This window comes from Snuella lapsa (genome assembly GCF_039539345.1).
Lineage (GTDB): Bacteria > Bacteroidota > Bacteroidia > Flavobacteriales > Flavobacteriaceae > Snuella > Snuella lapsa.
Genome location: NZ_BAABCY010000085.1, coordinates 46,420 through 68,239, shown reverse-complemented (window position 1 = coordinate 68,239; position 21,820 = coordinate 46,420). Strand labels below are relative to the sequence as shown.

Genomic DNA, 21,820 nt, shown 5'->3' with positions numbered 1-21,820 from the left:
AGTTTTTATGTTTCGCAACACAAATTTCTAAAACCCCTATTTTTCCTCAAAAAAAAGTCAAGATGACTTCAATGTTAATTGTAAATCAAGCTAAAAACAAAGTTTATAATTATTAAAGATTTACCAAATCATTAAATTTCCATTCAAATTTTATTAATTTTAAATAATTCAATTATGTTTGCTACATGATGGACTCTAAAATACTATCAGATAAAAAGCTAATGGAAAGAATTAAACATTCTGACCATAAGGCTTTTGAATTGTTGTATGATAGGTTTTGGGAAGAAATGTATGTAAAAGCATATGCTATTTTAAAAGATAAAAGTAAATCTAAAGACATTGTTCAAGAGGTATGGATTAGTATTTGGGAAAAGCGCCATAAAATTGAAAACAATAATATACAAGGTTATCTTTTTACAGCTTTACGGTTTAGGATATACAATGAATTCAGAAATTCCAAAAATAAAGAAGCACTGATAGATGATTTTATCAACTCTCTTAAGACGAATGATGTTTCAAATAATATTGATAATGACATTAACTTAAAAGAAACACAAGAAATACTTTATGCCTCTATAGAAAAGCTTCCTAAAAAATGTAAAGAGGTTTTTCGGCTAAGTCGTTTTGAAGGGTTAAAAAATAGTGAGATAGCTAAAAAACTAGATATCTCCCAACGTACAGTTGAAACTCATATATCCAATGCTTTAAAGATACTTAAAAATGATGCAGCTCTAAATTTAGCAATCTTTATAGCAATCTTTTTAAAAACATAAATACAAGTGTTTCTTAAAGGATAGATGTTTTTTATATCCTCCTTTCTTGTTCTTGACAATAATTTTTATTTTTTTTTACGTGTGTTTGTCATATATGGGTATATATTAGTATAAGTCCATAATATGAGTGAGAAAGAATTAAATAATATAATAGATAAATATCTTGAGGGAACAGCGTCTCCTAATGAGATTGAAACCTTAAAAAAGTTTGAGAATTTTGCAGAAAACAAATTGGGTAACGCCATTTTTAAAAGTGAATTAGAAAAAAGAGCAATAAAAAAAGATATTTTAAGAAACATAAAAAAATCAAATAGAATACAAAATAAACCTGTATTTAAATTATTCTATAAAAGTTGGTATAAATATGCAGCAGTAATTATTATAGGACTTTTAGCAACTACATTTTTATTTAAAGATAGACTTTTTAATCTACCTACAGATATAACCCCCGTTATAGTAAATGGCAATATAGAGCCGGGCACCGATAAAGCCACCTTGACTCTAGGGGATGGTTCCCAAATAGTATTAGAAAAAGGAAACACAGTCACAACCCAAAATGCCAATAGTGATGGTGAACAGATAGTTTATACTTCAGAGGTTAAAGATAAATTAAAAATGGACTACAACTATATGACTGTTCCAAGGGGCGGACAGTTCCATGTGGTTTTATCGGACGGCACTGAGGTTTGGCTAAATTCCGAAACTCAATTAAAATACCCTGTAACTTTCATTGAAGGCCAAACAAGGCAAGTGGAACTTGTTTATGGTGAAGCTTATTTTGATGTGTCTCCGAGTACAGAACACCAAGGTGCTAAATTTAAAGTATTTAATCAATCTCAGGAAGTTGAGGTGCTGGGTACGGAGTTCAATATAAAAGCCTATAAGGACGAAACTAATATCTATACAACCTTGGTTGAAGGGAAAGTATTGGTTAATTCAGAAGGAAACAACCAAACTTTAAAACCATCACAACAATCCAATCTAAGCATTTTAGATAAAACCATATCTGTAAAGGCAGTTAATGTCCAAAATGAAATAGCATGGATTAAGGGGGATTTCGTTTTTCAACATAAACCTTTAAAAGAAATTGTTAGGGTTTTAGAGCGTTGGTATGATGTGAGTTTTGAGCTTCAAACTGAAACTTTGAAAGATGTTAGGTTTAGTGGTGAGTTGAGTAAATTTCAAGATTTAGAAGACATTTTAATATTGATAAAAAACTTAAAATCTATAAATAACTATGAAATAAATGAAAAAACAGTAGTATTAAAATAAAAAAAAGGAGGGATAGAAATATCAACATTCGACCGAAAATAATTCTCCCTCCTCATATACGATTAATTAATTAAATGTTTAACTAACTAATACAATGCAAATTTATGGAAATTAAATTTACCCATTTTCGTTTTCTATATATAAAACGAATAATCAAAATTCTTATGAGAGCTTTCATTCTATTATGCTGTTTGGCAACGTTTGGTTTCACCTCATCAAATGTGTTATCCCAGAATGTGAAAATTACAATTGATAGAGATAAAGTTGTTACTGTTCATGATGTTTTTAAAATGATAAGTGATCAAACCGACTTGAAATTTATTTATCGAGATGATTTGTTTAATGACTTACCTAAGGTAAAATTAAAAAAGGGAGTTACAAATGCGAACACGCTATTAGAAATGGTTATTTCTAATTCAGGTGTCAATTTTCAATTAAGTAAGGATAATACGGTAGTTATTACCCCAAAAAAGACGATATCTGAAAAAACTAAAAATCAACAACACACCATTTCAGGAACTGTTACAGACCAAAATGGCCAACCCTTACCAGGAGCAAATGTTCTGGAAAGAGGAACCACAAATGGCACTCAAACCGATTTTGATGGTAATTTTTCTTTAGATGTAGAAAATGAAAATTCAATATTAGTAATATCCTACATAGGTTTTGTGACACAAGAAATTATAGTGGGGAACCAAAAAGATATCACTATAACTTTACAGGAAGATGCAGCCAAGTTAGATGAAGTCGTTGTTGTTGGTTATGGTTCGCAATCTAGAAAAAAAGTAACAGGAGCTATTTCTTCAGTAAAGTCAGAGCAAATAGCAGATTTACCTGTCACCAGTTTTGACCAAGCTTTAGCTGGTCAAGTTTCGGGGGTGCAAGTTTCACAGGGTACTGGTAGTCCAGGAGAGGCTTCAGATATAAAAGTGAGAGGAGTTGGAACTATAACTGCTGGTTCGACTCCTTTGTTGGTCATTGATGGGTTTCCTTCAGAAAGTGTAAAGCTTAGCGATATAAATCCAAATGACATTGAAAATGTTCAGGTTTTAAAGGATGCAGCCTCTGCTTCTATTTATGGGTCTAGGGGATCTAATGGTGTAATTATAGTTTCAACAAAGCAAGGTAAGCAAGGTGATACTAAGTTTAGTTTTAATTCTTACACGGGTTTTCAGAAAGTATCCAATACTTATGATTTGGCAAATGCGTATCAATGGGCGGAATTTCAAACAGAAAACTTTCAGAGCCAAGGTATTTTTGCACCAAATTATGTTCCGGATGTATACCAACCTTATTTAGCCGGAACACCAGGTTTAACTGATACCGATTGGCAGGATGAGATTTTCAGATCAGCTCCAATTAGCAGTTATCAATTTTCAGCTGCGGGAGGAAATGAGGATACTAAGTTTTATGTTTCGGGAGAGTATTTCGATCAAGACGGTATAATCATTAGTACTGATTTTAAAAGGTATAGTTTTAGGGCTAATCTAACTTCAAATATATTTAAGAACCCTGAAGGTAAGTTTTTAAAGAATATTGAATTAGGAGTAAAAGTTGCCCCAAGTTACTTAACAAATAATAAGGTTTCCGAGATTCATCATGGGGCAGATGGTATAGTAATTACATCGCTATTTGCATATCCAAACTTTACGGCCTATAACCCCGATGGCTCATTGACTATTAGTGAGCAAATAATTTTCGGACAATCACCTACAGGGCTTCAAAACAATGGAGCAAGATTTGAAAACCCTGTAGCAGTGGCTATTCAAAGAGAGCAGCTTTTAAGAAGATTTAATGTTTTGGGTAGCACCTATCTAGATTTTTATTTGACCGATAATTTAAACTTTAAAACGTATTTTGGATTAAATTATTCAGATGCTGAACAAAATATTTTTAGACCATCTAGCATTGGAACACGTAGAAATAGAGCATCCGTTGCAGCAACAGGTAGGTTGGATGTTAATAAGAACTTTAATTATATTACTGAAAACACTCTTAATTTCAAGAAGACTTTTAATGAAAATCACAATCTAGATATTCTGTTAGGATATTCTTTCCAGAAGGAAAGGTTATTCTATAACTTTATTGAAAGTACAAATGCCTTTGCAAATGATAAATCAACTTTTAATGGAGCGAACATTGTTACAGGAGCAGATACCAATGAAGAAGAATGGTCGCTAATCTCATATATAAGTAGGTTAAATTACGATTTCAAAGGAAAATATTTATTGAGTGTTTCATTCAGGCGAGATGGATCTTCAAGATTTGGGGATAACTCAAAATGGGGTAATTTCCCATCTGTGTCACTTGGATGGAGAATGAGTGAAGAAGATTTTTTAATAGACAATGAATCTATTAGTGATTTAAAATTGAGAGCAAGCTGGGGTGTGACAGGTAATAATTTAATACCTAATTATGGTGGAATTGCTTTATTGGGCGATGCAAATTATGGTAACTTGGGTGGTTTGGCAACTGAAACCTCTCCAAATGCAAACTTATCTTGGGAAGAAACAAAACAGCTCGATTTTGGAATTGATTTAGGGTTATTTGATAATAAGATTTCAATTATTGCGGATTATTATAAATCTACAACAGACGGTTTATTATTAAATGTTCCCGTGCCCTCCCAAACAGGTTTTATTACGTCATTACAAAACCTTGGGGAAGTTGAAAACAAAGGATTTGAATTTGCAATTTCAACGAACAATATCAAGTTAGGTGAAGTGGAATGGTCTTCAACATTTAATATTTCAACTAATAAAAATAAAGTTTTATCATTAGGTACCGATCAAACCCAGATTGTGTCAAAATTCCATAAAACAGAAATAGGAAGACCTATTGGTGAGTTTTATCTATGGAATATTATAGGGGTTTATAATACCCAAGCTGAAATTGATGCCTCTGCTCATGTTACAACAGGTAGGGGGACAGCTCCCGGTGATTATCAAATTGAAGATGTCAATAGTGATGGAGTTATTGATGATGGGGACAGGAAAGTTGTTGGTAATTCTCAGCCAGATTTTACCTATGGATTCTCAACCAGTTTCAAGTATAAAAATTGGGATTTAACGGCATTATTGCAAGGCTCACAAGGACATGATATCTTGAATTTTAACTATTTCTTCTTAACATTAGAAGGAGGTTTTGGAAATGCTTTAGCAGAACGGGTTGAAGGTCGTTGGCAATCGCCTTCTAATCTAGGGAATGGTTTTGCCAGAGCGGGTAATAATGGTGCTTTTTATGATAGATCAAGTAAGATTGTTGAGGATGGCGATTTCTTGAGGTTTAGAAATATAACATTGGGATATACCTTGGATTCTAAAATTTCTGAAAAGATAGGTATTGATAAAGCAAGGATTTATTTCTCATCAATAAACCCTTTTACATTTACCAAATATTCGGGATATAATCCAGAGGTAAATTCTAGAGTAGGCCTGGGAGCTTCAGGAGGACCATTAGAGCCTGGTGTAGACTGGGGAGGTTATCCTACTACTAAATCCTTCACCGTAGGACTTAATCTAACATTTTAATTATTAAAGCATAAGATCATGAAAAAAATAGTAATCATATTTATACTAACAATTATATTCATTTCATGTAGTAACGAATTGGATCTAGCCCCAATTTCTACTCCAAGTGCTGCAAATTTTTTAAAATCGGCTGCAGATGTTGATGTGGCTGTAAATGCAGCATATGATGCGCTTCAACAACAAGGGCTGTATGGCGAAAGTTTAAATTATTTGTTTGAGGTAAGATCAGACAATTCTGATGAATCCTCATTAGGTGGACGAGGAGGCATTGTCTCTGATATAGATTTGTTTTCCGTAAGATCTTCCAATGCTGTTCTTGAAGCCACATGGAAAGATGCTTATTTGGGCATTCAGAGATGTAATGCTATACTTAACCGTATAGAGGATATTGATGATATGGATGCCTCTACAAAGTCAATAAGAAAAGGAGAGGTACAATTTATTAGGGGATTGATTTATTTCAATTTGGTTAGGGTTTTTGGAGATGTGCCTTTAGTTGTTACTGAAACAATAGACCCATTTGATGCTTTTGGTGAAGGGAGGGATACAGCAGCTTCAGTGTATGCTCAAATTGTAACAGACTTAACAGCTGCAGCTAGTGCGTTACCAGCATCGCAAAGTGTTGTTGGGAAAACCACAAAGGGAGCAGCCTATGCATTATTAGGTAAAGTTGAGTTAACATTAGGGAATTACTCTGAAGCTATTGCTGCATTAGGAAATGTAAATGGATATAGTTTGGTGCCTAATTATGCCGATATATTTGGAGAATCTAATGAAAATAACCAAGAATCTATCTTTGAAGTACAATATGAGTCTGGAAAAGGTAGCTCTTTTTCTGTAAATGGAGAAGGCACTGGCATAGGAGAAGGTAGTGTATATTCTAATTTATTTGGGCCATTTGGAGGGGGAGCGTTGGTAGTTAACGGAAGTTCTAACGGTAGTAACCGTCCAACGCAAGATTTATGGGATTCTTATGACCCAGCAGATATACGTAGAGATGTTAATATTGGACAATTTGGAGTTGATAATGTATTATATCCTAAAAAGCTTGTGGCTGCAACAGCAGGCCCTTTAGATTCTGGTATAAATTCAATAGTTTTAAGATATGCCGATGTAATATTAATGCATGCAGAGGCTTTAAATGAGCAAGGTTATGTTGCCGATGGGCCAGCATTTGATTTGATAAATCAGATCAGAAATAGAGCTGGCTTAGCAGATTTAACCTCTGCTACGGTTACAAATCAAGCAGAGTTTAGATTAGCCATTGAAAATGAAAGGCGCTGGGAATTGGCGTTTGAAAACCATAGATGGCCAGATTTGGTTAGAACAGGTAGAGCTGTTGAGGTGATGAATGGACATGAGACAAATACAGGCGGAGTACCAGTAACGTTAAATAACATTTCAGGAAATCAATTAATTTATCCTGTTCCTCAAAGTGAAATAGATACAAACCCAGCATTATTGCCTCAAAATCCTGGATATAATTAGTAATTTTTTTTGAGTTGGTTTAGTTTGTTTTAATAAAGGGTTGAATTTAATCTCAGCCCTTTATTTTAAAACAGATATAAGACAAACAGACTTTCCAGAAATATTAATGAGTTTTTGACAAACAAAGTCTTCATTACCAATAAATTTAAATATAAAAAGCTTAAAAATGAAAACCAACTTCCTTTTTTATTTCATTCTTTTTCTATTGTTTATTACTTGTAAAAAAGTAAATTCAGATAAAAGTCAAACTACTATAGGTATAAGTCAGAATAGTATTTTAGGAAAAATTAAAAACAAAACCGAAAAAAACATTCTTGTTTGCGCCCACAGGTCGTTTCATAAATTTGCTCCGGAAAATTCATTACAGTCCATAAAAAAAGCCATTGAAGCTCAAATTGATTTTGTTGAGTTGGATGTAAGAACAACAAAAGATAATATTTTGGTTCTAATGCATGACGACAGTATTGGAAGAGTATCTACAGGTAAAGGATTTGTAAAAGATTACACATATAAGGAGTTGCAAAGGTTTAATTTAAAAATAAATGATTCCATTACAAACGAAAAAATACCTTTGTTAAAAGATGCTTTAAGATTGGCTAAAGGAAAGGTTATTCCTAATTTAGATTTAAAAGCTGTAAATTATAAACAACTCTATAGTATGTTGAAAGCATATGATATGGAGCATGAAGTTATTTCATTTATTGGTAAAAAGGAAAAAGTTATGGAGATGATAGGAATTGATTCTCTTTACGCTACATTGCCTTTATCCAAAACTAAGGAAGATGTATGGTTTTATACTAAAAACACACGTTCTGCATTACAACATTTCACAGAAGAGAGTTTTACTCCGCAAATGATGAAACTGGCAATGAAAAACAATCAGTTAATATTCATTAACACGTTATGGAACGAGGACGATGATTTTATTTTAGGGAATACAGAATCAATGGATCGAGTAATAGCTCTTAAACCGGCAATCATCCAAACAGACCATCCTAAACTGTTGTTGGAATACCTAAGAAGTAAAAACCTTCACAACTAAAAAGATAAGATATTGGTACTTTTGACGTGGAAGAAAACTTAAGCGGATGAATAAATTCAAATATTATTTAGTAATTGTAATTGTTTTAATAAGCTACAATTGTATAAAGGCAAAAAAAGAAGGAAGTAATGAGTTGGTGGAATCAAAAGCTGAACTATTCCGTCCTTGGCAAGAAGGCTATTTAGACATCCACCATATCAATACCGGTAGGGGCGACGCCACTTTTATGGTATTACCAGATGGCACCACACTGTTATTTGATGCAGGGGATTTAGATAAAGACAAGTTCGAGCATAAATATGCGCCCTTAAAGGCATCACCCCCAAAACCAAGTGATTCGCTTACTGCAGCCCAATACATAGCCCTTTATATAAAAGATGTAATGACAAAGGGTGAAAAACCAGAAATTGACTATGTACTGATCTCCCATTTCCATGAGGATCATTATGGAAGTTTTGTCGATCTAGAAAAGCTAGTGCCTATGAAAAAGGTAATAGACAGGAACTATCCGGACTATAACTTTCCTTTGGATCTAAAGAAATATCTATCTAGCGATTCTCTGTTTCAGGACTATCAAAAGTTTATAAGTAAAAAGGACTTATCGGTGGAAGCCTTAATAGTTGGGAGTAATGCTCAACTAGTTTTATTAAGACAACCGGAAAAATTTAAAAATTTCAGTATTAGAAATGTAAAATCTAATGGCACGATTTGGACAGGTAATGCTGAAGAGACTTTTGACTACTTTTCTGATGAAGACATGACCGACTATTACAAAGGTAAATACAATGAAAACCCATTGAGTTTAGCCATAAAAATATCCTACGGTAATTTCGATTATTTTACAGGAGGCGACAATACAGGGCTTCAAGGTTTTGGTTTGCCCCAATGGTTCGATGTGGAAACCCCCATGGCAAAAGCGGTAGGCAACGTAGAGGTTACCACCCTAGACCACCATGGAAACCGGGATGCCACCAATGAATATTTTGTAAAAACCTTAGATCCCAAGGTGGTGGTACAACAAAGTTGGTGCTCAGACCATCCGGGACAAGAAGTCTATCAACGTTTAATCTATAAGGATGAAAATGCCCAAGGACGCGATATTTTTGCTACCAATATGCACGATGAAACATTGGTAACTTACGGGCCTTGGTTTAAGGATAACTATAAAAGTATGCATGGGCACATTCTTATTAGGGTTTATCCCAATGGCGACACATATGACGTCTATGTTTTAAACGATGATACAACAACATTAACAGTAAAAGAAAAATTCGGCCCATATAAATCAAAATAAAAATGAAACATAAAATTTTAAGCACATTATTAGTCATAACTTTAACTTTTTTCAACCAAATTGTCAATGCCCAACAAGCTAAAAAACCAAAACTAATAGTCGGTATTGTCATAGACCAGATGCGTTCAGAATACCTCTATCGTTTTCAGGATAATTATACCGAGAATGGATTTAAAAGATTATTAAGAGAGGGATTTAATGTAAAAAACACCCATTATAACTATGTTCCCACAGCAACAGGTCCAGGGCATACTTCAGTATATACAGGAACCACCCCAACAAACCATGGCATAGTATCAAACGATTGGTACAGTAGGGCACTAAACCGAACGATGTATTGTGTAGAGGATTCCACTAAATTTTTAGTGGATAGCGATGGCATAAAAACAGATTTAAAGTTTAAGAGCTATTTCAGGTCACCCAAAAACATCAAAACAACAACCATTACCGATGAACTTAAGTTGTTCACAAAAGGAAGGTCAAAAGTCATAGGCATTTCCCTAAAGGATCGGGGAGCTATCTGTCCAGCAGGGCATTTGGCCAATGCCGCCTATTGGTACAATAGCAACAATGGCCATTTTATAACCAGTTCCTATTATACTGAAAAACTGCCCAACTGGCTTGTAGATTTTAACAATGCCAAAAAAGCAGATTCTCTATTGAACCTGAGTTGGAAACCGTTATTACCCATAGAAAACTATAAAAATAGCAATCCAGATAATGATACTTTTGAAAAGGTCTTTAAAGGAAAAGAAAATAGTACATTCCCCTATAACCTAAAGAAGTTAAAATCCAATAATGGAGGCTATGGATTATTGACCGAAGTGCCTTATGGAAATACCATCTTGACACAATTAGCAAAAACCATAATCAAAGAAGAACAATTAGGAAAAACCAACGAAACAGATTTTATAACCATAAGCTATTCCAGTACAGACTATGTAGGCCACAACTTCGGTATCCGTTCCAAAGAACTTGAAGATACCTATGTACGCTTAGACCGTGAAATAGCATTATTATTGGATACTTTGGATAAAGAGGTTGGTAAAGGAAATTACACCTTGTTCCTCACGGCAGATCATGCAGGAAGTGACAATCCGGTATTTTTAGAATCAAAAAGACTTCCAGGAAAGTTTTATAACTCCAAGCAAATTAAAGATAGTTTAAATGCCTATTTATCTAAAGAATTTGGTGAAGCCAATTATATAGCTTACATGGACAAAACACAGGCCTATATAAGTAAAACCAAAACACCAAAGGAGGAAGTTATTAAAAAGGCCATTTCCTATTTAAAAAACGTAGAAGGTGTAAAAGAAGTTTTTGCTCCCGGATTGAATGAATGGAACGTAAAAAATAGTACTATAGGCTATTTTATCGCGAACAGTTATAACCCCGAAGAATCTGGAGACATATATTACCACATGTATTCTGGGTGGATGGAACAAAGAACTTATGGTACAACACATGGTACAACTTATACCAGTGATACCCATGTGCCTTTATTGTGGTTTGGAGCCAAAGTGCCAAAAGGCGAATCGGTAAAACAGCATAGCATAACCCAAATAGCTCCAACGATATCAATGATGTTAGACATTCCATTACCAAATGCCAGTGATCGTAATACTATAGAAGAGTTATTTGAATAGAGAGCCTTTAATTTTCTTAATGTCTAAGAAACAAGCAAAGTTAAATATTGAAAAGCTCATATGTAAGAAATATTTTTAGAAGTTCACGACACTATCCAAAGCATCATCAGTATCTTTTTTCAAAAAACTCGACTGATAGGCAATTGTAGTTGTAATAGATGAATGACGGTATAACTTTTGTAACATTTGAATAGGAATCTTATCACCAGATATATTACCAAACGTATGTCTAGCTATGTGCATACTTAACTTTTTATCTATTTTTAATTCTTTAGCAACCAATTCTAATCTTCGGTTTAAATTTCTTGTTACAGTTTTAATTCTCGTCAACAACTCCTTAGAATCATTAAAATTAGTCCCCCTTAAATAAGGAAAAATAAGGTCATGATTTCCTATACCGGGCTTATTGTATAAGTCCAAAATTATTTCGGCTTTACGTGGTACTTTGAGGGACACAACTTTCTGATTTTTATTCATTCTATACAATAAGCGGCCATCTTTAAAATCGGATTTCCGTAATTGTAACATGTCACTTACTCTTATTCCTGCAAAATAAAAACTAGTTAGCCAAACATTAACAGCATCTTGTTGAGCAAAGGATAAATCCTTAGCAGTTTCGAGCTTTTTAACTTCCTCAATAGATAAACCAACTTTATCCGATTCAGGAATACGAATTTGAATCTTTCCTTTTCCAAAAGGATAATTACTGTTCTCAGCCAAACCCTCCGAGATAGCAAGGTTATAAATCTTACGAATCATTATCATATAATTAACAGCTGTCCTCGGCTTTCTCTTTTTCTGATTAAGTAGATAGCCTTCAAAATTTTTTAACAAAAAGACCGTTATCTCTTTAAAATTCAATTTATCCTTACCTACGAATTCTTTAAATTTAGTAACCCTTCCCTTTTGTGTTAAATATTGAGAGTGTTTTTCTGCTTTCTTTAAATTTTCAAGATGTAATTCTGCTAAGCGAAAGAAATCTATTTTATTCTTTCCTTTAACGTTAGCTCTTACTTGAGAAGCCGAAACAAATTCCTCATTAATTTCTGCTTCTAACAATTTATCATTAACCTCAGATAGCTTTTTTAAAATTAAACGATTTATACGAGTAGCATTGGGATGAGATTTCTTTACTTTTTTGTTTTGCTCATCCCAAAACTTTAAAGCTATGTGCTGGCCTATAGAAATAAACGACGTTTTTCTATCTTTTATGATACGAATTGTTATAGGGTATAGATTTTGCGCATTTACTTTCTTGCGTAAAACTGTTTGAACGGTAGCCATGGTTTAAAATTATTTTTAAAAATACAAAAAATCAGGTACAACATAGGTACAACATTTATTAGTTTTAAACGATATTAATTGACTTTAATCGATATGTGTAAACCTGTAATTAGTTCATTATCAATTTATTTGTTGTATTTTGATGTTCTATTGTATATTTTCATAACCCGGAGGTCGCGGGATCGTGCCCCGCTCTCGCTACAAGTAAAGAAAAAGGACTTCAAGAAAATGAAGTCCTTTTTTTGTGACAATAATAGCTAGGATATAGGAAGGTGTCAAGTAAATTTTAAAACATCTAATTTTTGTCATCCATTAGCAGACGAAGTAAGGAAAGTTGGTTGGAGTATATTGAAAAGCTTTATGAACTTTAGTTAGATCTATATTTCGTGGGTGTTACCCCATATTTTTTTTTAAAGCAAGTACTAAAATATTTAGGATTGGAAAACCCGGTTAAATCACTAATTTCATTAATTGTATAACTACTATCTTTAATTAATTGGGCAGCTCTGGATAGTTTTACAGATTTTAAAAACTCATTAATGTTCTGACCGGTTAGAGCCATTATTTTTCGATATAAAACGGAGTGAGACATACCTATTTCTTTGGCAAGCATCGCCACTGTGAATTTTGAATCTGCCATATGCTCCTCGATAAGCGCCATCACTTTCTCAATAAATTGTTCGTCAACATTATTAATAGCAATATCTTTTGGTTTTAGCAATACTTCTTTTCTAAAGGTTTCTCTCAGGGTTTTTCTGGATGCTATTAAGTTTTTTACCCGGGCATTTAATATCTCCAGGTTAAAAGGTTTCGTCACATAGTCGTCTGCACCGTACTCCAAACCTTCAATTTGAAAGGCATGAGATCCCCGGGCGGTTAAAAGAATTATTGGGATATGTGATGTTCGGGGGTCGTTTTTTAATTACTCACAAAGTTCCAGGCCATTCATTTCGGGCATCATAATATCAGAAATAATTAAGTCAGGAACAGATTTAAACGCTTTCTGAACACCTTCAGTGCCATTGGCAGACGTAATGACTTTAAAGTCGTTTGAAAAGTGACTTTTAATAAGGTTTCTAATTTCAAAGTTATCTTCTACAATTAATAGTATAGGTTTTTCGATTGAAGAAGAACTAACATAAATAGTATCATCGTTTATAATGACACCTTCTTTTATTTCATCCATGGAGATCTCTGTTTCAATAGCAAAGGCCGTAATTTCATCATCACTATAAAATGTTTCGGTTATAGGGATTATGACATTAAAAATTGTGAATTGATTTAATTCGCTTTTAATTAAGATCTCTCCATAATGGATGTCAACCAAATTTTTGGTAATGGTTAAACCGATACCGGTACCTGTTGTTGAATTGTTCTTTTCTGATTCTATTTGATAAAAGTTTTGAAAAACCTTCGATATGTTATCTTGTGAAATTCCTTTGCCGTTATCTTTTATTTTAATGATGAGCCGCTCGTCTTTTTCATCCAGGTCAACATTTATATCAACTTTGTCTTTCGCAAATTTGAATGCGTTCGATAAAATATTATAAACTATGATTTCCAATTTATTCGTATCTATCCATCCCTCATCGCAACTATTGGAAACGGTTAATTGAAACTGAATATCCCTTTCTTTGGCATATTGATAAAATGGAATACACAGCTCATTAAAAAAATCTTTTAAATCTACTTTGGTAACCTTCAATTTGGCTATGCTGGATTCCATTTTTCTGAAGTCTAGTATTTGATTAACCAAATTAAACAGTCTTTGCCCGTTTCTATTCATGGTCATAACAAGATTACTAATCCTGTTGTTGGCATTCTTAATTCTGGTTAACTCTTCCAGAGGGGCAAGAATAAGAGTTAAAGATGTCCTCAACTCATGCGAAATAGTTGTAAAGAAGTTTATTTTAGATTGGTGTAACTCTTCATCTTTTTCATGCTTGTATTTTTCAATTAGTAATTCGTTTTTTAATCGTATTCTATTTTTTGCATTATAGTAAATGAATAATATAAGAGAAATAAGAATTACAGAATAAGTAAAATAAGCCAGGTTGGTTTGCCACCAAACAGGGGTTATTGTAATACCTATTTGTTTTTCGGAAACGGTCGCGTTTTCTAAACTATTCTCATCAATGGCTTTAACTTTAAATATATAAGAGCCATGTGGAATGTTGGAGTAACTGGCAAAATGATACTCGGAAGGTGTGCTGATCCATCGGGCATCTATACCCACAAGCATATACTCGTACTTAATATTGTGAGGGGCAGAGTACCCCGGGGTGGCAAAATCAAAAGAAAAATTATTTAAGTTATAGGGCAATGTGATATTATTGATAAAAACTATAGACGTGTCTAGTGGTTTATTGCCTTCAATTAACTCGTTAACGCGAACTGTTTTATTAAAGATTTGAAAGTTGGTTAGCAATAAATTAATGGGTTCTGGTTTTGTTATAAGTTTGTTTGGATAAAAGGAAACCAGCCCTTTTTTACTTCCAAAAAACAATTTCCCATCAGGTGCTTTAGCTATTGCGCCAGATTCAAAATCGTTTGTGAGCAACCCATCAAACGTATTGTAGGTTAAAATATTATTGCTCGATTTTTTTAGTGTTGTTATGCCTTTATTAGTACCAAACCAAAAATCGCCACTGTTGTCCTCCATTACACCATAAATAGAATTACTGGGGAATCCGTCATCCGTGGTGTAATGTTTAAAGTTTTTATCTTTATTATTAAGCTTGTAAACGCCCTCACCTTCAGTAGCTATCCATATATTCTTTTCAGAATCTTCATATATATCTTTTACGGGTTTGATTATGCGATGTTGGAGATTGAACCCAATGTCGTCAAGTGAAAGGAACGTTTTATTTTTTAAATTTAAAATTTGAATACCTTTATCTAAAGTCCCAATCCATATGTTGTCTTCACTGTCACATAAAAGACGCAAAATTTTATTGGTTTTTAGACCACTGGAATTATCATTTTTAATACTATAGTGTGTAATTTCATTTTTGTTTTTCTTGTAGCAATAAAGGCCCTCGTCGTAGGTGGCAATCCATATATTACCCTGAAGATCCTCAATTAAGTCAAATACCAAATTGTGTTTTAAGTTAGGGGCACCAATTGGGTTAAACTTGGGAGAATAAAAAACTGTTTCTCCATTTTTCTTATAGCTAACCCCTTTTTTAAAGTTCCCTGTCCAGACATAACCATCGGAGTCTTCCATGACAGTCATTACAATGTTTGAAGGTAAAGAAAGCTCATTTGCCGGATCATTTTTATAATTTAAAAATAAATTGTTCGTTATATCCAATCGATCTAAACCACCGCCACCAGTACCTATCCAAAGTATATTGTTATTTAAGTATAATGAAACTACCACGTTAAAACTCAAACTACTTTTAGGTAAAGAAGGGGATAGTTGATAAGTTTCAAAAGGCGAGGTGTTGGTTCGATTGACCGTTCCGTCTCCCATCCCTAACCAAAGGTCAAAGTTTGAATCAACAAATAAGGAGTAGGACGAATCATTAGTAATACTATTAGTGTTATAGATGTCGTTCTTGTAAACCGTAATTTTTCCCGTATTCGAATTTAAAAGGTTAAGACCACCTCCATCAGTTGTAAACCAAATTTCATTGGGTTTACCTTCTTTTACATCGGTTATAATATTTGAGCTAATTGATGGTTCATCCTTTTTGTAATTATAACTTTTAAAAGATTTCTTTTGGACATTAAAGTTAAAAAGCCCCTCTTCTTCAGTTCCAATCCATAGGTTACCTCTATGGTCAAGACATAGACGCTGTCCATTTCTAGTACTTTGATAATCTTTTTCGCTATATTTATAATGATAAAAAACACTTTTAGTCCTATCATAACAATCTAGAACACCTGTATTGGAAGTAATCCAGACATTATCATTTTTAGCAATGATAGAAAAAATGTCGTTGTTGATTATAGAGTTGATATCATTATTATAATGTAGAAAATTTTCAACTTCATTTAGTTTCTTGTTCAAATAAAAAACACCTTCACCGATGGTGCCGATCCAAAGGTTTTTTTCGGAATCTTCGGTAATGGTGGTAGTGTAGTTTTTTCTGTAAATAGATAAAGGGTTGTTCCTGTGATTAGTAAATGATTCATCCATCGGATCGAACTTATTGAGACCACCTTGTCTTGTGCCTATCCATATAAATCCATCGCTGTCTTCGAAAAGTGCAGTAATGTAATTGTCGCTTAGGGACAATTTATCATCATCGAGCGATATAAATATTTTAAAATTGAATCCGTCATACCGGTATAGTCCATGAGTTCCACCAAACCACATGAAACCATTTCTATCCCTCAATATACTATTAACCGAAGCCAAACCATCTTCTATTAAGAAGGCTTTAAAATTTAATTTATCACTTTGAGAAACAATAGTAAATGGGAAAAAGAATATAGCAATTAGTAATATATTGAGTATTTTACTATTAACGCCCATTGTAAGCCATAATTTGATTGTGAAAATAAGATAATAATTTTTTTTAGATAAATCTATAAACTGCCAATAGTTAAAAAAGAATGATAATTATACTATTGAGATTAATAATTAAACCAGAAGATGGGCATAGGTAAATAATTTTACCATCATATAACTAACAAATTTATAATATGAGAAAAACTTATTTTAAAATGAATTTGGTTTTGAGTTTGCTACTGTTGGTAACAGTAAGTATTTATGCCCAAAAACAAGTTTCAGGAAATGTAACCTCTTCGGTTAATGAACCGTTGCCAGGTGTTTCTGTTATTATTAAAGGGACGACAATTGGAGTTTCAACGGATTTTGATGGTAATTATGTATTACAAGATGTCTCAAACGAAGCTACTTTGGTGTTTTCTTATTTGGGATTCAAAACTAAAGAAGTATTAGTGGGTAACCAAACAACGATTAGCGTGTCCCTAGAAGAAGAAATTGCTACTTTGGATGATGTTATTGTAGTTGGGTATGGCACCAAGAAGAAACTTGAAGTCGCAGGGGCCGTGGCCCAAGTCTCCGGAGAACTAACAAAGAAGAGCCCGGAAGTAAACTTTGTTACTTCTTTGGCTGGTCGATTGCCGGGGTTGGCGGTGACTCAAACGGGAGCACAGCCTGGACGTGAAGGAATAAGTATTCTTATTAGAGGAACGGGAACCTTTGGAAATAATCAACCACTGATAGTAATAGATGGTGTTATTGGAGCCGATGGTTTAAGCGGACTTAATTCTGAAGATATCGAGAGCATATCAGTTTTAAAAGATGCATCTGCTTCGGTATATGGATCCAGAGCGGCTAATGGTGTAATTTTAGTTACTACAAAACGGGGTAAATCCGGAAAGCCGGTTTTTAACTATACCATTAACACGGGTATTGTGTCACCAACCCGATTTGCGGAACGAGCAACAGCTTTGGAGTTTGCAACCATGTCCAGATCCATTCTGGAAAGAGACCCCAGTGCCAATGTTATATCGTTTACGGATCAGGAAATAGCAGAATTTGCTGCTCCGGGTTTTAAAAATACGGATTGGTATAAAACAGTATTTGATAGAACTTCAGTACAAACAAGACATAATTTGTCTCTTAGAGGAGGTAACGAATCCATTAGTTATTTTACCTCTCTCAGTACCTCCCAAAGGGAAGGGATAATTGTGCAGGATAATGTGACAGATGTGAAGCAATATAATTTCAGATCCAATTTGGATGTTAACCCGACCGAAAGGATAAAAATTTCATTAAATCTTGCAGGACGGTATGATAAGAACCAGTTTTTTGGTGCGTCTCCCGGAGATGTGGGGAATGCCGCGGCCAAAGGACTTCCTTACGAAACGCCTACAACGTCAGATGGTAGGCCTTTGCGATTGAGGTTAACAAACTTAAATTTAAACCCATTAGCCATTGCTCGTACCGAAAGTGGCTATCAGCGTGAACGTAATACCTTATTTAATGGAAAATTGGGCGTTGCCTATAAAATACCAGGAATTGAAGGTTTAAATGCTGAAGTATGGGGGGCAGTTCGTTTTCGTCAAGATTATGATAAGCAGTTCGATAGATCCTTTTTACAATACGATATAGACGCCAATGGAAATATTGTAGAAGATATTATCTCCAGAGATGTTAAAGTGACTGAAGATTATGAAAGGGATTTAGAGCTAACAGGTCATATGAACTTAAGGTATGCCAATGTTTTTGGGAAACATTCTGTAAATGCATTTTTGGCAGTTGAACAAAGCGAACAGGAATTTAATAGTTCTAACTTGTCACGAAGAGATTTTTTGGCAAGTACCATAGATCAGCTTTTTGCAGGAGGCACCCAAAACCAAACAACTGGGGGATTTGCTTTTGAGAATGCAAGATTAAGCTATATTGGAACACTTGCCTATGATTTTAATAAGAAGTACTTTGTAGACTTTGGTTTTAGACATCAAGGTGGTTTTAATTTTGCTCCTGGAAGAAAATTCGGGTTTTTTCCTTCTGTACAGGTAGCTTGGAGGCTATCTGAAGAGAACTTCCTGAAAGACAGTAATACCATAAGTAATTTAAAATTAAAAGGAACTTGGGGAAGAACTGGTAACGATTTAATTGATGCGTTTCAATATTTGAACCGATTTGGAAATAATGGATCTTTTCCTTTGGGTACGGGTACTTTATCCAATTATCCTGTAGTGAGTCAAATAGGTACTGTAGCCAATCCATTTGTAACATGGGAAACATCTGAAACGTATAATTTTGGTCTAGAAGCTGGGTTTTTTAAAAACAAATTAACCTTAGATTTAAATGTCTTTACTGAGGACAGGAGTGATATCCTGGCACCCAGAAACGTAAGTATCCCGTTATATACAGGAGTTACTCCAGACCAAAGACCTGATGAAAATATTGGCATAGTTAAAAATAAGGGGTTTGACGCGATATTAGGCTATAGAACAAAATTAGGTAATGTAGATTTTTCGGTTGAAGGAAATGTAGCTTATGCCGAAAATGAGTTAGTATTCCAGGATGCAGTTGAGCCGGCAGAACTCTATCAGAATTTAGAGGGGCGACCTATTGGAAGCAGATTAGTATATAATGCTATTGGCATTTATCGAAGTCAGGCAGACTTAGATAATAATCCAGGATTGGCAGGTGCTGGAATTGGTGATCTCATATATGCAGATACCAATGAAGATGGTGTGATTGATGCAAATGACAGAATCGCTTTTGAACCAGACCCAAGTATACAGTTTGGGTTAAACTTAGGTTTCGACTACAAGAATTTTGAACTAAGCGTATTCTTTCAGGGGGTAGCCAATACAACAGCAACACAAACGGCTATTTTTGGGCAAGGTGATTTATCGTATTTATTAAGAAATGCCTACACTCCTGACAATCCTAATGCATCATTGCCCAGATTAGGCGCCACAGAATCAGCGAGAAATGGTTATTTGGGGGGAGATAATGCCTCTAATTTCTAGATCCGGGATGCTTCTTTTGTGAGGCTCAGAAATGTTCAATTAGCCTATACCTTACCTCAGGAAATTGTTTCGAAAGTAGGATTGTCCAATCTGCGTCTTTACGTCAGCGGTAGTAATTTATTCTTGTTTGATGACTTTAAAAATGATGGATTAGGAGATCCCGAACAAGGTATTGCCATATTAGGTACCGTACCAATTCAAAAGATTTTCAATTTCGGAGCCAGCTTAACTTTTTAATTAATAAAGAATAGAACGTTATAAAATATTATAGAATGATGAAAAATACTATTAATCATAAGAAAAGGGCTGGAGCGATTGCAATGTTATTTATTACTGTAATAACAACGGTCTTAGTATTCTCTTGTAGTGAGGATGTATTAAATAAACAGCCATTAGCAGACATCTCTGATGATGATATATTTAACGATGATGTATTATTGGATGCCTATGTTTTGGGAAATTATAGAGCCTTTAGGTTCTTTCAGTTCGGAGCCTTTTTTACCGAAGCAGGATCTGATAATGCTATGTATGTAGGAGATGGTGGAGGTCTTCAATTATATGGTAGAAATGAACATACCGCTGATAACTCTGAAGATTTTACCCAAAATGCGTGGCGTGAAAATTATGCAAATATTAGAAAAATAAATATTTATTTTAATAGGATAGAAAATACAGGAGCCTCTCCTGATTTAGTGAAAAAGTTAACTGCCGAAATGCGCTTTATAAGGGCATGGTGTTATTTCGACTTAATCAGTTTCTATGGCGACGTACCATTAATAACAGATTTGGTCGACCTTGGATCTGAATTTGATAGGACAAGAACACCTTATAATGAAGTGTCAGCTTTTGTTGTCAATGAATTAAATGCAGCTATTCCTGATTTACCTACCGAAGCGTTCGATGAAAATACAGGAAGAGCAACCAGAGGAGCAGCCATGGCATTAAAATCCAGAGTGTTGTTATATGCGGCTAGTGCATTGCATAACCCTGATGATGATCTAAGCAAATGGCAAGCAGCTAGTGATGCCGCTGAAGCAGCTATGAACTTATCTGAATATGGCATTGACCCAGATTATTCTAATATTTATAATGAAACACGCTCGCAAGAGGTGATGTTTGCTAGGGGGTATACCAACGAGAACAAATCGGCGGATGCCAGTTTACCAGGTGTTTGGACATGGAACTTTGTTATAGATCGCTATTATTTGCCTGCAAACTATTTTATATCAGACCCACGTTTCACAATGGCCATACAAAGTATAGTTGATGCGTATGAAACTATTGATGGTAGTCCGGTAGACCCACAAGATCCATGGGCCAATAGGGACCCTCGTTTAAATATGACCATTATACATCACAATAGTGTTATAAATAAAGAAGGGACACCCATAACCATAGAGTATCATTATGATAAAGACGATCCTAACAATGCTGCTAAAGCAGGGTTGGCTTCAAACCTTAATGGGGGAACACCGACGCATTATAACATTTTAAAGCAAACCGATACCTCTAAGCCATTGGCATTAGAAAACCCAGATCATCATGCACCATGGGTATATTTTAGGAAAGCAGAAATGTATCTGAATTATGCCGAGGCCCAAATAGAATTGGGTAATGACGCTAATGCGCGTAATGCTATAAATATAGTCAGAAGTAGAGCTAATGTTAATATGCCGGATGTTACAGAATCAGGTGAGGCATTAAAGCAGCGTTATAGAAATGAACGTCGGGTCGAATTTGCTTTTGAGAACCTGAGATGGTATGATATTACACGTTGGAAAATAGGAGCAGATGTTATAAAACCTGCTGTAGGGCTAACGGTATTAAGAGATAATTCGACCACCCCTCCAACAGATACCTATAGCTATGATAGGGTGATCGATGCTTTAAGAAAGTGGGATGATAGAAAATATTTTTTACCTATCCCAAGAGCAGAATTAGAGGCGAGTCCATCGTTATTACCTCAAAATTCAGGGTATTAATATTAATTAAAATAGAAAATTTATGATAAACGAAAGCATTAA

At 34.4% G+C, this 21,820-nt stretch carries 11 protein-coding genes and 1 pseudogene; 10 read left to right on the top strand and 2 right to left on the bottom strand.

Annotation, left to right across the window (positions count from 1 at the left end; translation table 11 throughout):
• Nucleotides 1-221 precede the first annotated feature (221 nt).
• From ABD792_RS15950 to pafA, 7 genes are all read left to right on the top strand, one after another.
• Nucleotides 222-773, top strand: coding sequence for an RNA polymerase sigma-70 factor (locus ABD792_RS15950; protein ID WP_345007362.1), 552 nt, complete (start codon nt 222-224; stop codon nt 771-773).
• 123 nt (nt 774-896) lie between these two features.
• Complete coding sequence (locus ABD792_RS15945; RefSeq protein WP_345007361.1) at nt 897-2,045, top strand: FecR family protein; 1,149 nt, start codon at nt 897-899, stop codon at nt 2,043-2,045.
• A 164-nt stretch (nt 2,046-2,209) separates the two neighbouring features.
• Nucleotides 2,210-5,575 carry a SusC/RagA family TonB-linked outer membrane protein gene (locus ABD792_RS15940; protein ID WP_345007360.1) on the top strand — a complete coding sequence of 1,122 codons (3,366 nt, stop codon included), beginning with the start codon at nt 2,210-2,212 and terminating at the stop codon, nt 5,573-5,575.
• A gap of 18 nt (nt 5,576-5,593) precedes the next feature.
• Nucleotides 5,594-7,063, top strand: a complete 1,470-nt coding sequence (locus ABD792_RS15935) for a RagB/SusD family nutrient uptake outer membrane protein (RefSeq protein ID WP_345007359.1) — start codon at nt 5,594-5,596, stop codon at nt 7,061-7,063.
• Between the two features lie 166 nt (nt 7,064-7,229).
• Entirely contained in the window at nt 7,230-8,105 is an 876-nt protein-coding gene (locus ABD792_RS15930; RefSeq protein ID WP_345007358.1) for a glycerophosphodiester phosphodiesterase family protein, read from the top strand.
• Nucleotides 8,106-8,151: 46 nt separating this feature from the next.
• On the top strand, nt 8,152-9,399 hold the full coding sequence (locus tag ABD792_RS15925) for a ComEC/Rec2 family competence protein (protein WP_345007357.1): 1,248 nt from the start codon (nt 8,152-8,154) through the stop codon (nt 9,397-9,399).
• Between the two features lie 2 nt (nt 9,400-9,401).
• Nucleotides 9,402-11,045, top strand: a complete 1,644-nt coding sequence (gene pafA / locus ABD792_RS15920; protein WP_345007356.1) for an alkaline phosphatase PafA — start codon at nt 9,402-9,404, stop codon at nt 11,043-11,045.
• Nucleotides 11,046-11,120: 75 nt separating this feature from the next.
• On the opposite strand, the gene ABD792_RS15915 is transcribed toward pafA, so the two are convergent.
• Together ABD792_RS15915 and ABD792_RS15910 are read right to left on the bottom strand one after the other, a co-directional pair.
• The gene (locus ABD792_RS15915) at nt 11,121-12,329 is read right to left on the bottom strand and encodes a phage integrase SAM-like domain-containing protein (RefSeq protein WP_345007355.1); all 1,209 of its coding nucleotides are present in this window, start codon (nt 12,327-12,329) and stop codon (nt 11,121-11,123) included.
• A 367-nt stretch (nt 12,330-12,696) separates the two neighbouring features.
• Nucleotides 12,697-16,653 (bottom strand): annotated as a pseudogene (locus tag ABD792_RS15910) (hybrid sensor histidine kinase/response regulator transcription factor).
• A gap of 329 nt (nt 16,654-16,982) precedes the next feature.
• On the opposite strand from ABD792_RS15910, the gene ABD792_RS15905 reads away from it, so the two are divergent.
• The 3 genes from ABD792_RS15905 to ABD792_RS15895 are packed head-to-tail and all read left to right on the top strand — an operon-like array spanning nt 16,983 to nt 21,778.
• Nucleotides 16,983-19,796, top strand: a complete 2,814-nt coding sequence (locus ABD792_RS15905; RefSeq protein WP_345007354.1) for a SusC/RagA family TonB-linked outer membrane protein — start codon at nt 16,983-16,985, stop codon at nt 19,794-19,796.
• A gap of 18 nt (nt 19,797-19,814) precedes the next feature.
• Nucleotides 19,815-20,033, top strand: coding sequence for a hypothetical protein (locus ABD792_RS15900; RefSeq protein ID WP_345007353.1), 219 nt, complete (start codon nt 19,815-19,817; stop codon nt 20,031-20,033).
• 35 nt (nt 20,034-20,068) lie between these two features.
• Nucleotides 20,069-21,778, top strand: a complete 1,710-nt coding sequence (locus ABD792_RS15895; RefSeq protein WP_345007352.1) for a RagB/SusD family nutrient uptake outer membrane protein — start codon at nt 20,069-20,071, stop codon at nt 21,776-21,778.
• Nucleotides 21,779-21,820: the final 42 nt, after the last annotated feature.